This is a genomic window from Paenibacillus phocaeensis (assembly GCF_900021165.1).
In the GTDB taxonomy this organism is placed as follows: domain Bacteria; phylum Bacillota; class Bacilli; order Paenibacillales; family Paenibacillaceae; genus Fontibacillus; species Fontibacillus phocaensis.
The window spans coordinates 21951-34633 of sequence record NZ_FCOQ01000022.1 but is presented as its reverse complement, the minus strand read 5'-3'; the positions used below and the strand labels follow the sequence as shown (position 1 = coordinate 34633).

The following is a 12683-nucleotide window of genomic DNA, read 5'->3' as shown; positions in this document are numbered from 1 at the left end:
CCTCTATATTTTGACGTTCTCTTCCTTGGCCATCGAGCGGATATAAAATGCCCCAAGCACCGAACACAGCAAGAAGGAAAAGAACGCCATCGCCGCCGCTTGCTCGCGCTCCTGAAAGACGCTGAACACCTGCTGCATGGAAACGCCCAGCATCTGCGGCGAGTTGGCGCCCAGCAGGAACGGGGCTGTAAACGAGCCGATCACCCCCATGAACACGAAGGTCAGGGCAACGAGGAACGTTTTGTAGGAAAGCGGGAAAATAAACCGGGCAAACAATCGGAATCTCCCCGCGCCAACGTCTTTCGCACTTTCGATGACCGACGAGGGAATCCCGGCCAGCGCGGAGCTGAGCAGCATGGTCGTAAACGGGATGTTAAACCAGAGATTCGCGAGGATAATCCCTTTCTCGTCGAAAATGATCCGCGGCAGCGTAAGGCCGATCTGGGCGAGCAGACGTGCGAGCCATCCGTGATTACCCAGCAGATTGATCAGTCCATAGGTCGCGATGACCCCCGGGATAAATAAGGGGATCATATAGGTTTTCCGGATCAGCTCAACGATCGGTCCCTGATTGAAGCGCATGTATACTGCGAGCGTGTAGCTGACGAGCAGCACAAGCGCGCAGGTGATCAATGTAATCCGCAGAGTGAACAGGAGGTTTGTCCTCATCCCCTTATCAGCAAAGAGGTAATGGTAACGGCTTAAATCCATCCCCCCTGTCTCGTTCGTGAGGCTCAGAAAGAAGGATTGGATAATCGGGATGATGACGACGATCAGCAGAATTGCGAAGGAGGGGAGGACCATCGCCAGCCCCGCCATCGCTTGCTTCCATTCCTTCCTCATTGCGCAGCAACTTCGCTCTGCCAGCGTTTGTTGATTTCAGTGCCGAGATCCCCAATGTTGAAGGTTCGGAAGCCCTCGGCAACCCCTTTGAACTTGTCTTGCATTTCCTGCGGCATATTCGCCAACTCGATGCCGGGGAACCCGTTCATTTTCTCCACAATAACGGTTTGGGCTTCCGGCGACAAGACGAACTCCAGGAACTGATAAATTGCCTCTTTCTTCTCGGATTCCCCGTTCACCATCAGATAGGTCGGGCCGCCGTTGAAGCCGGGCGTAATTTGCTGCATTTTAATCGTATCGGGCAGCAGGCCTTCGTTGAGTTGCTGCAGGACCATGTCCGACCATGCCGGAATCAATGCAACTTCACCGTTCATCAGGAGATCCAGCGTGCCTTGATTTTTCTTAGGGTAAATGCCGTCGCCGTAGACGTATTGCCCCAGCTCTTTGAGCGTCTGGAACCCGGGTTCCCATTGGCTCATGACAGAGGGATCGGCATTGTGGATATCCTCTTCCGGAAGATCTTTATAGATGACCGTTTGCACAAACGAACTGCCGGAACCGCCGGTGGAGGGGTCGTTATAGGCAAATTGCCCCGGGTGTTCCTTAATCCAGGTAAGCAGCTCGTCCAATGTCTTCGGCGGGTTGGTCACTTTCGTGCTGTCGTAAGCCAGAACGACGGCGGAGGATCGATAAGGAATCGCGTAATGGTCCACATCCTTCATCGTATCGGCATTCACCTTCGCCAGGTTGGGGATCGCATTCGTATCCAATTGCTGCCACACTCCGTCCTTGGTGCCTTGCGCAACCACACCGATGCCGTCCTCGTACAGATCGATGTCGCCTGAGCCTTTGCCGGCTTGCTTCGCGGCCAAGATGCGGTCGTAGGTCGGCTCTGCGCCGGTCCCCGACGGAATATACACCAGGTTCACATCCACTTGATCGTTTTGCTTCTCGAACATGGGAACCAGGGTATCCCATAGATCCTTAACGTTCTGCGAACCCGTAAAATAGAAGTTAAATTTCACCGGCGCGCTGGCGGCTGCCGGAGCTGCCGTCGATTCACCTGCGGATGCCGCATTTGTCGCCGCCCCGTTTCCGGCTCCGCCGCCGCAACCAGCAAGCACTGTCATCGTGATTAATGCGGTAGACAAAAGAGTTAACCATGGTTTTTTGGATCGCATTTCGTTTATCCTCCCTTATTGGGGTTCGCCTGACGGAAACCCGATCAATTTGACGATCTTGACGCCAACTTCCTTGCCGATAGATAAGCGCTGCGTTGCTTCCTTCGATTGGAACGTCCGCAGCGTCCCCCATCCGGCCAACTCGACGGTCACCTCGGCGTAATGCCCAAGCACCATCACCTGCTTGATCTTCCCTTCCAACCTCTCTCCACTCTCCGCTAATTCGCCCAAGATTACGTCTTCCGGCCGGATCGCCGCGGTTATCCGGCCGCTGAGCCGCTTCTCGTTCGGAAACCGGAGCTCGCCGATCCGAATGCTCGTTTCATCTGCCACCCCCTCCAAAAAATTCATTTTGCCGATAAAGCCGGCTACATATAGAGACTCGGGCGTATCGTAGATCTGCTGCGGACCGGCAATCTGTTCAATACGCCCGTGATTCATCACCACGATGCGATCAGAGAGCGATAAGGCCTCCTCCTGGTCATGCGTAACAAATACCATCGTGAGGCCGGTTTGCATCTGAATTTCGCGAAGCTCCTCGCGCATTTCGTGCCGCAGCTTGGCATCAAGCGCCGAAAACGGCTCGTCCAGCAGCAAGACCGACGGCTTGAGCAGCAGAGACCGGGCCAGGGCAACACGTTGTTGCTGGCCGCCCGACAATTCGGCCGGGTACTTCTTCTCGTACCCCGACAACCGGACCAGCTTGAGCGCATCGGCGACCGCAGCGCGTATTTCGGTCTTTGGCATCTTGCGGATTTTAAGCCCGAAGGCGAGGTTGTCAAATACGGACATGTGCGACCAGAGATTATAACTTTGGAAGACCATCGAGGTCGGGCGCTTCTCGGGCGGCAGTCCGATCACACTTTGGCCTTCGATCAGGATGTCGCCTGAATCCGGCTCGAGAAAACCGCCGATGCTACGCAGTACCGTCGTTTTGCCGCAGCCCGAAGGACCAAGCAGCGTAACAAGCTCGCCTCGTTCCACCGTCAGATGAATGTGGCTGACTCCGTCTCCCGTCTTGTAGCGTTTCGTTAAATCACGTACCGCCAACTGCATTTTGCTGCCCCCTTCTCTTGAAAAATGCTTATTTCGTTTGGAATCCGCTGGCGAGCACATCGGCGCTGACCAGTCGCTGCGCGGCGACCAGCAGCAGGATCGTCGGCAAGGTCAGGATGATGGAGAACACCGCGCCGGCGCTGCTCGGAAAATCCGAAATAATGGAATACATCACAACCGGCATCGTCTTGAAATCAGGAATGCCGACGAGGAAGGTCCCCTGCGCTTCATCCAGCGAGTTCAGGAACGTAAAGACCGAGGCGACCATAATGCCGGGCATCGCCATCGGCAGGGTGATACTGCGGAATACTCGAAACGGACTGGCCCCTACGTCTCGGGCGGATTCTTCCTGGGCCCGGTGCACGTTGCGGAACGCGGCCGTCGGAATCCAGGTCATGAACATCAGTACGTTAATCATGTGAATCAATACGACGCCCAGTAACGTGTTCATAAGACCGATCCGGTAGAACAGTACTGCAATTGAGACGTACAGCCCCATCTTCGGGAACGCGTGCGTCAGCAGGAACGAGAACAGAAACATCCGCTTTAGCGGGAACTGGAGTCTGGCGAACGCATAGGCCGCCGGAATACAGATGACGATCGATAAGGCCGTCACGATCGCCGCGATCAAGAATGACAACGAGATGGAGGAGACGATATCGTCCTTCGCCAGAACGAAATTCCACCATTTGAATCCCCAAGCCTCGGGCAATACATCCGGATAACTCCACTTCTCACTGAAGGCGAGCACGAGCAGATTCAAGAGCGGGCCGGCGAAAAATACCGCAAAAATCGTCAGCAGCCCAAACTCGATGATCCTTTTTGCCCCCACCTTTTTCCAGTACCATAACATTCGGGTCACTCCCTTCCTTTAGGTTGATTGGCGGATAACGACACGGCTTTCGTATTCCACCCGCTTCGGCAAATCCGTCTGACCGCGGATCAGCTTGTCCAGCATGTCAACTGCGTCTCTGCCGATGCCGGTCGCATCGACGCTGACCGTAGACAACGACGGCGTATACAGCTTGCCAAGCTCAATGTCGTCGTAGCCCATCACCGCCGCCTCCTGCGGAATTCGAACTCCGCGATCCAGCAGCAGCTTCATCGCCCCAAGCGCCAGCATGTCATTCGTCGTGAATAAGGCGGTATAACCCTGATCCCGAAACGCCAGGTAGTGCTCCTCCATCCGCTTGAACCCGTAGTTAAAGCTGGATTCTGGTGAGGGAACGATGCTCACAGCATCGGAGCACGAACAAATGCCCAACTGCTCCAGGCGGCGAGTGAATCCCGCCAAACGCAGCGAATGGCTGCGATGCTCGACCGGACCGGCAAGGATTAGAAATTTGCGATGCCCGAGCCCATACAAGTAGTCGGCCGCCCGTGCGCCGCCGGCTTCATCGTTGCTGACCAGATGGATGACGTCAGGGTCGTCGGTCGAGCCGTTGACCATCAGGTAAGGCAGATTGAATTTCTTGACATAATCAATCACGTTCTTCTGCAGCCGGCTGACCAGAATCAGTCCGTCCACTCGCTGTTCCAGCAAGTAATCGGTGGAGCGCAGACTCATCTCCCGGTCCGTTTTCAGGAAGACGGAATAACCGCGCGCTTCCGAGGCTACGAGGATTTCGTCAATCATTTTGCCGTACAACGGATGCGAGACAATCGGCGGCTGGTCGCGGAATACGATGACGCCCAGGTTGTTCGTCCGCTTGGTCACCATGGCCCGGGCAACGGCATTCGGCTTATAACGGAGCGCTTCTGCCGCTTGCAGCACGCGTGCCTTCACCTCGGGGCTGGCATACCCGTTGCCGGAGATGACCCTGGAGGCCGTGGACTTGGACACCCCCGCCAACTGGGCTAACTCCCGCAAGCCATGGTTGGGCTTGTGACTCAACGCGGACTCCCCCCTTCATTGGGATTCGCATCGGCTTTCACCGCCAGAAGCGCAGTCACATCGCGGGTCGTTATTGAATCGACCCCCATGCCGGCCAACCGGCGCATGTCGGCAGGATCTGAAACGGTCCAAACGTATACCGCCAGTCCCGCTTGTCGCGCAGCAACCAGGAGCTCCGGACGAACTAACTTGTACGGAACGTTTAAACCCAAACATCTCGCCGAACGGCCTTCATCACACGCTCTGGCAACCGCATCGCTATAGGGGCTAGTCAGGAAGCTGTCGATGTTTACATTCAGCAGCTTGCGAATTTGCCGGGCGATGCGATCGGCTTCCAGCGCAAGCGCGTATTCGCAACCGCTGAAGAAGGCTTGATCCGTCATCTCCAACCGGACCAGCATCGCAGCCGCCGGCTCCAAGCAAGCAGCGGATTTGATGTCCAGGTTCATCGTTCTTCCGGTTTTCTTCATCCAGCGCAACACGGCTTCCGGCCGAATCCGTTCCTCCGCCGATTGTTCGTCCAGTTCCGCCAGCGTCAACTCCGATATCCTGCCCTGCTGTCCCCCCGTCAGGGATACTTCGTCGTCATGGGCCAGGACAAGCCGCCCATCCCGGGTGACCTGGATATCATCCTCATAGATATCTGCGCCAGCAGCTAATGCGGCGCGCAGGGAAGCCAGGGAATGATCCGGACAGCCCATGCATCCGGTGTGAGCAGTCACAAGGGGAAATGGATTCATGCCATGAAATACCTCCTTAATCGAAATACACCGGGTTGGTAAAAGCAATTAACGCATGGACGCCGTGCACCAGGCCCCATAGCTCGGCTCGCAGCCAGGTTCTCGGTCCGCGCGGAACCGTTAATCCGGCTATACAGAGCGGTTCGTCCGAGATCGTCTTGCTCCACGTTACCTCCAGATCCAGTTCCTGGCCGCGGTCGGAGCATAAAATGAGCTTGAGGGTTTGTTCGGGCAAGGACCATAATCCTGGCCTGACCGAGAAGTCGATCGTGATGTTGGCGAGCAGCTCCCCCTGATCTTCCGCATGCAACGGGGACGGGATCACGGAGCCGAGGCCGTAACTTTGGCCGCCGATCCTTACGGACAGCAACAGTAGCGGACCTACCGTCACCGTGGCCCTCCCTTCCCGAAGCGCGCTGACCAGATGCGCCTCTGTCGGGTGCTCGCCATCCGGGATGCCAAGATACGTAACGGACAGCGGTTCATCCGTATCCGTCTGCGCATGCCAATCCCGGCCCGATGTCGCGGAGATTCGCCAACCTTCGTTCAGCTTGTCGGTCCACCAGGCATAGGCTCGCCGATTGTTGGTGCGAATCGGGGCGAACGTTCCGGACCAGACCTCGACATAGTCGACGACAGCCCCGTCCCGCAGCTCGTATTCCCAATAGCAGCCGGTACACGCTGGACTCCCGATCCGGAACGGATGGGCCAAGCCGGCGATCCCTCCAAGCCGATGGACCGCTCGGATCCCTTCCTCAATCCGGCTGCGCTCGGCTTCCCGCCAGTCGGCATATTCACTTAACCCGATCGTGACCATATGCCCGTGGAAGGTCGTCCACTCCATACCGGGCACGATCAACAGCTCGTGCCGGCTGGCGACATCCTCCTTCCCGGCTAGCCCGGACATCGTGTTATGGTCCGTCAGGGCGATCGCATCAAATCCGAGCTTCGCCGCTCCTGCGGCCAACTCATCCAGCGTCTGAACGCCGTCGCTGTGCAGCGTATGCGTATGCAGTTCGCAAGCCAGCCACCTCATCTCGCTTCCAGCTCCTTTCCATGTGTCCGGATTTGCAACTGATACTCGCAAGCTTCGGTCACGATGCAGTGAATGCTTAACGTAATCCGCCAATCTCCCGCGGGAAGGGGCCCCGGCAGGAGTCCGGGCGAAGCCTGGCCTGCCGAGAGCGCCAGCTCCTGCACGGGGTCATGACGGTGGCAAGCCCCGCGATAGCCGGTCGGATCGTCGAGCGAGAGCGTGATCAGGTTTTTCAGCGGCAAATAACTGTCTGCCTGGGCTAACGCGGACTCCCTTTGTTCCGGCAGCAAATAGAATTCGAAACTTTGCTGCAACAACTGCAGAGACCGTTCTCGATCTTCGAGCACTTTCGGCCCATATTCGAACCGCAGTTGCAGCACGCTGCAACCCTGATCAATCTGAAACGGAATGCGGACATGGGTTTTGGAATCCTCAGGCGCAACGCGTCCTTTCATGTCCAGAACCAGCAAATTTGCTCACCCTCCTTCACTTGAGTCTCCGTATAACGGAAGCATTCCCGGCTGGGAACGGTCCCACATGTTTCTCATCTTACAGAGTGAACATCAAGGCGGTATCATCCGCGTGTTAATCTTCTGTAAATGAAAAAGCCGGTAAAGGAAACAATGTTGACCTCGGATTAGGAAGGCTAGGGGTTGGACTGAGCTAGGGCTGAGTTTAGACTGAGCTTGGACATGAGCTTGGACTGAGCTTGGACTGAGCCTGGACATGAGCCTGGGCTGGGTCCGATTCACGCCGGTCCATCACGGGCAAGTACTACGAAATGTAAAAGTGCAGGTGAATTTCATCTAAATCGGCGTTCACACCGGTTCGAGTGCAAAAGTGCATCTCATTCTCGTTATATTTACTATAATTTTCCATTTACTCCTTTATCAAATGTACTTTTGCATTACACACGTCTGGAAATGAGAAATGGCGCGAAATGAGATGCACTTTTACATTTCGTCTCATAAACCGCCTGATTTACTTGCTCAATCGCGCGCTATATCCGACAGGTTGCAAAAAAGGGAAAACGGCGTTACGAAGGTAGTAACCCTCGCAACGCCGTTAATTTGTTTCTAAATAATCCCGGATCTGACCTATATGGTGTTTGTCGTGAGAAATAAAAAATGTCCTAAGGTAAGTCTCCAACGTAAATCCTCGTTCGCCCGGATAAACCATCGTGAACTTGCGCTCCTCCAACCTATCCAGTTGATCCAACAAAAGCCGGCGGTTCCCTATCGTTTCTTCCACCGCTTCCCGCTTGGTTTTGCCCTTCCCATAAAGGACGGATTGCTCATTGTATCCCAAATAGTCCGGATGCTCCGTTAATTCCGGAGCCCCATTCTCGGCTAAAAGCGGAAACGTAACCTCGTTAAAGTACTCGTCCCATTTCATAACATGGATGATGATATCGTGGATGCTCCATTTTCCTTCGCTTAATGGCGAGAACCAAACTTCATCGCTTAAGCCGTCCAATGCTTCAACAAAGGTCAAAAATTCACCTAATTCGGCAATCAACTTTTGCTTCATCTCTTTCCTCCCCATGCCGTAATTTAAAAAAATCATATCACAAAACAAAGGAATGTATGTTCGTGTTTATTGTCCGTTTTTTTACATTAATTCGCTTCCGGCCTGGAACATCGAAGTAAAACGCGGAGCCCGCATCGAATGCGGGCTCCTAAAAGTTAGCTACCGTTCCGGGGACTCGCCGGTTCGTTTGGCGGTCACTTTGGGGACGACAAAGGAAACGGTCGTTCCCTGTCCGGGCGCGCTTTGAAATTGCAGGCCGTTCCCGAAAAGCTGCTTCAAACGGCGGTCGGTGTTGGCCAGGCCAACGCCCGATTTTATGCCGAGCGGCTCTTCCGGGTTCAAAGCCCGCCTCTGCGTTTCGGGGTCCATGCCGATCCCGTTATCCTCGACGGCTATTTCCGCGCCGTTCCCTAAATCGCGCACCCGGACTCGAACGGTGCCTCCCCGGATGCGCCCGAGCAGGCCATGCCGGACCGCATTCTCCACCAAGGGCTGCACGGATAGCGGCGGGACGTGCAATTCGAGCCGGACGTCCGTCTCCCACTCCACTTGTAGCCGGTCGCCGAAACGCTCCTTCTCGATATATAGATAAGCTCGCACCAGCTCCAGCTCCTTCCGCAGCGGTACCAGCCGTTCCAGGTTGGCGAAATCGAAGCTGGCCCGCAAGTAATCGCTGAACGCCAACAGCAGGTTGCGCATGCGGTCGGGATCGATTTCGACGAGCGCGGCTACGGAATTCAGCGTATTGAACAGAAAATGCGGCTGAATTTGGGCCTGCAGCCAGGCCGCTTCCAAACGCGACTGTTCCCGCGCGGCCTTGGCCACATCCGTGAGAGCTTTCACCCGGGCCCTTAGTTCATGGGCGTCGACAGGTTTGACGATGTAGTCGTTGGCTCCGGCCCGGAACCCTGCTTCGATATCCTCCGTCCGGTATCGGGCCGTAAGCAGCAGAATCGGCAACTCGGAATGGGAAAACAACGAGCGTACCGTTCGAGCGACCTCATAACCGGACATTTCCGGCATCATCACATCCGCGACGAGCAACTGCCAATCGCCGGAATTCAGAAGGGCCAAAGCCTCGGAGCCGCTCGTTGCCGTCACGATCTCGTATGGATCCGGAGCGAGCGCGTTCGTCAGCACACGCAGGTTGACCGGATCGTCATCGACGGCCAGAATGCGGGGGCGATCTGCAAGCGCGGAAGCTTCCGGCAGAGAGGCGGCGGCCGTTTCGACGCGATCAAGCGACTCTTCCTCCTCGCTCGGCTGAAGAACGGCGACTGGATTCGCCGTATCCGCGGCCCCGTTCAGTTGCGCCACCGGCAAGGTGAACCGGAACACGGAGCCAACGTTCGGCGTCGAGCTGACCGACAACTCTCCCTGATGCAGCTCCACCAGCTGCTTCGTGATCGCAAGACCCAGTCCGAACCCGGCCGCATTCGTATCCGTTTGCTCCGCGCCTTGTTCGTAAGGCTGGAAGATCCGGTCCGCCGTAGCTGGGTCCATCCCGATCCCGGTATCGAAAATGCGGACGATCACCTTCTCCCCTTCGACCTCCGCTTCGATCGCAACGAATCCCTCCTTCGTAAACTTGACGGCATTATGCAACAGATTGAACATGATTTGCACCAGTCGGTTCTCATCCGCCAGCACCGGCGGCAGCGAATCCGGGATCCGGTTCTCCAGCTTGATCGGCTTACCGTCGGTCATAAACCGGATCATGTCCAGCACGCCCGCGGCCGCCGATTGAAGGCGGAGAGGCGCCGGCTTTAATCGAAGCCGATTTTCCCGCAGCCGGGTCAGGTCGATCAAGTCGTTCAGAAGGAGCGACATGCGTCTCCCCACCGAAACCAGTAAGTTCAGGCGCGAACGATTGGCTTCCTCATCGGACCGCCCGCCGCTGTCGAGCACGGTCTGGGCCATGTTCAAAATCGCGTGAAGCGGGTTCCTCAACTCGTGCGAGGTGTGGACCAGGAATTCGTCCTTGAGTTTGTCGGCCTCCTGCAACCGTTTCGCCAGTCTGGTCGTCTCGGCGGCGTTGCGGAAATACCGCTTAAACCAATACAACGCAAAGGCGGTGAACATAGCCAACATATCGAAAGGATAGTAACCGATATCGAGAAGCAGCGTGTAATTGATAACTCCCCAAATGAGATTCAGCGCGACGGCCACGGTTCCAAGCAGCAAATAAATCGTGTCGGGAACGCCTCTTCGGACCGCCAAATAGAGAAAGACCGGGACTGCCGCGAAAGCAACCAGCATCAGTGCCGTATGCAATGCATCGGCATAAGTGAACATGCTGACCGGCATCGCCAGAACGCATAACCCGAAAACACCGCACACGGCCAAGTGCCAGCGGGAATGGCGAAGAACCGGGTACCCGGGCAGCAAGCTTCTCACATATTGCAGCAGCATCGTAGCGGTGCCCAGGTACGACAGATAGTAAACCTTATACCCCGTTTCGTAATCAACGCCAAACCAGGCTGACAACAGACGTTCCTGATCGACAGTAACGGACGCCGCCCCGCTAAGCGCCAACAAGGAAAAGAGCAGAAGCGGCTTCTGACGAGCACCGATAAAGTACAGGACGAAAGCATATAGGGCATGCATCATCGCCAGCAGGAACATCGCCGCCTGCGAGCCGGCGGAGAACCAATAAGCGCGGCGCATCGCTTGTTCCGTTCCGAGTTTCACCGGCTCCGTCAGACCGCCCATGACGCGATCGTCGTAATTGGCGACTTGCAGAACGAGATCCAGAACGCCGCGATCGGCTGTGAACGTAACGGAATACGGCGCATTGCTGGCCGTATAGGATGAAGCGCGATCCGCCGGATGACCGGAGTTGCCAAGCAGCCGGCCGTTGACGTACAAGGCCGAGGATGCAGATAGCCCCGGCACGCGAAGGGTCAGCTTCGGCAATCCTTCCTCCGGGACCAACACGCGCAGTCGATACGTCCCATAGCCGAAGGCGGAGTTTCGCTGCGGCGATAAATCCCGCTTCCAGCTTCCGGGCACCGTTACGGTTTCGCCGCCCCCTTCCGGTTCAATTGCGCCGTACAGGTCGGGCGTCAACAGTTGCGACGGGTAGAACTTCCACCCTCCGCCGAGGGACAAAATCGGTTTGTCGGAAGGAATCCACCGGTGCAGGTCCAAACGCCCCTCTTCGGCTTTGACTCGGGTCGAAGTCGTCTGCGCGTCAATCCAAGCGAGGCGTACCCCGGTAAGTAACAGCAAAAACAAGCCGACAATCATTGCGATTTTTCTTCTTTTCATCATAAGAATACCCATTCGACAAAAAACGCCGGATTTCCTTCATTTCGACAGGAAGGCCGGCGTGCAGCAAATGTCCTCAGTTGCTTTGCTTCATCAAGGTTTTATAGGCGGTGTAGTTATGAATGGCAATGCCTCCAAACCCGTCATGGTTCGCATAAAAATAACGGATCGAATTGAGTTGCCGGTTGATATAATCCGCGCCTTTGTTATAGTAGGTAATTTCGTTCAGGATCGTGGTGCCGTTGGGCGGGCTGGTCTCCGCGCCGATGTAAACCTTCTTGCCCAATTTCGCCGCATAATCAGCTTCGGCCAGAGAGGCGCGAATTTGTCTGTCGGCTGTGTCGCGATAAGCCATCAAGGATACGGTGTCCACGATGTCCAATACAAAATAGCTTAGCGGTTTGCGCTCCCCGCCGGTTTCAACGATAACCGGGGTTTCCCCCGTCGCGTACCAGCAAGGAATCGCCGCGTTGAACTCCAGAGGATCTCCGCTCGAGGTGATCTCCTTGGCGATTTTCTTCAGTACCTGTAGATATTGATAACTTACGGAACCTCGCTTGGTTTTGTATTCCGGCAAAACATGGGGCTCAATATCGAACTGAATCCCGTCAAAGACGGTGTCCGGATGGGAAGCATTAAACGACAATACCTCCTGAAGCTCCGCCAACGCCTCGCGGTGATGACCCTCCAAAGCCCACTCCGCTCTTCCGACCAACGCAAAGACGCGAATCCCTTCCTCATGCGCTCTGCGAATCAGTTCCTCGTAAGTCGCAGGCTGATCCGGCAGCGTCTTGCTCGTTCCGATAAACAACAAATTGATGTCTTGTTCCTTTAAGAACTTCAACAGAGTCGTGATTTTGTTGGAGTCCGAAGCGGCTTCATAGAAATCCCAAGCCCATATCGCCTTGGTTTGCCGCTCCTTCGCTTGAGCCGGAGAGGGAACTCCGCTCATCAGCATCAAACATACCGCCAATACTAAAAGGGTTGCTGTTTTTTTCACTCGGTTATCTACACTCCATTCCGCTTTCCCCGCCCGTCATTATTAAGCCTTAAGACAGGGTTATTCTATCCAGAATGAGATTACCACAAAATGGAGCGTACCGAATGATCTGCTCGAACTAAAGTAAAGGTTG

11 protein-coding genes are annotated in these 12683 nt (G+C 55.7%); all 11 read right to left on the bottom strand.

What is annotated here, in order from left to right:
• Positions 1–3: 3 nt before the first annotated feature.
• The 11 genes from BN3795_RS15355 to BN3795_RS15305 all read right to left on the bottom strand — a co-directional run bounded on the left by BN3795_RS15355 (position 4) and on the right by BN3795_RS15305 (position 12508).
• A complete protein-coding gene (locus tag BN3795_RS15355; RefSeq protein WP_068785572.1) occupies positions 4–843 on the bottom strand; it encodes an ABC transporter permease in 840 nt (279 codons plus the stop codon).
• On the bottom strand, positions 840–2024 hold the full coding sequence (locus BN3795_RS15350; protein WP_068785571.1) for an extracellular solute-binding protein: 1185 nt from the start codon (positions 2022–2024) through the stop codon (positions 840–842). The genes BN3795_RS15355 and BN3795_RS15350 overlap by 4 nt, the downstream gene beginning before the upstream one ends.
• Before the next feature lie 15 nt (positions 2025–2039).
• Positions 2040–3080, bottom strand: coding sequence for an ABC transporter ATP-binding protein (locus BN3795_RS15345; RefSeq protein WP_068785570.1), 1041 nt, complete (start codon positions 3078–3080; stop codon positions 2040–2042).
• A gap of 28 nt (positions 3081–3108) precedes the next feature.
• Positions 3109–3933 carry an ABC transporter permease gene (locus BN3795_RS15340; protein WP_068785569.1) on the bottom strand — a complete coding sequence of 275 codons (825 nt, stop codon included), beginning with the start codon at positions 3931–3933 and terminating at the stop codon, positions 3109–3111.
• A gap of 18 nt (positions 3934–3951) precedes the next feature.
• On the bottom strand, positions 3952–4974 hold the full coding sequence (locus BN3795_RS15335; protein ID WP_068785568.1) for a LacI family DNA-binding transcriptional regulator: 1023 nt from the start codon (positions 4972–4974) through the stop codon (positions 3952–3954).
• The gene (locus BN3795_RS15330; RefSeq protein ID WP_068785567.1) at positions 4971–5714 is read right to left on the bottom strand and encodes a glycerophosphodiester phosphodiesterase; all 744 of its coding nucleotides are present in this window, start codon (positions 5712–5714) and stop codon (positions 4971–4973) included. Before BN3795_RS15330 ends, BN3795_RS15335 begins: the two co-directional genes overlap by 4 nt.
• Before the next feature lie 16 nt (positions 5715–5730).
• The gene (locus tag BN3795_RS15325) at positions 5731–6750 is read right to left on the bottom strand and encodes a CehA/McbA family metallohydrolase (RefSeq protein ID WP_068785566.1); all 1020 of its coding nucleotides are present in this window, start codon (positions 6748–6750) and stop codon (positions 5731–5733) included.
• The gene (locus BN3795_RS15320; protein WP_068785565.1) at positions 6747–7220 is read right to left on the bottom strand and encodes a hypothetical protein; all 474 of its coding nucleotides are present in this window, start codon (positions 7218–7220) and stop codon (positions 6747–6749) included. The genes BN3795_RS15325 and BN3795_RS15320 overlap by 4 nt, the downstream gene beginning before the upstream one ends.
• Before the next feature lie 595 nt (positions 7221–7815).
• Positions 7816–8280 carry a DinB family protein gene (locus tag BN3795_RS15315; RefSeq protein ID WP_068785564.1) on the bottom strand — a complete coding sequence of 155 codons (465 nt, stop codon included), beginning with the start codon at positions 8278–8280 and terminating at the stop codon, positions 7816–7818.
• Positions 8281–8439: 159 nt separating this feature from the next.
• On the bottom strand, positions 8440–11553 hold the full coding sequence (locus BN3795_RS15310) for a hybrid sensor histidine kinase/response regulator (protein WP_232729943.1): 3114 nt from the start codon (positions 11551–11553) through the stop codon (positions 8440–8442).
• 73 nt (positions 11554–11626) lie between these two features.
• Positions 11627–12508, bottom strand: a complete 882-nt coding sequence (locus BN3795_RS15305) for a TraB/GumN family protein (RefSeq protein ID WP_068785562.1) — start codon at positions 12506–12508, stop codon at positions 11627–11629.
• Between the last annotated feature and the right edge of the window lie 175 nt (positions 12509–12683).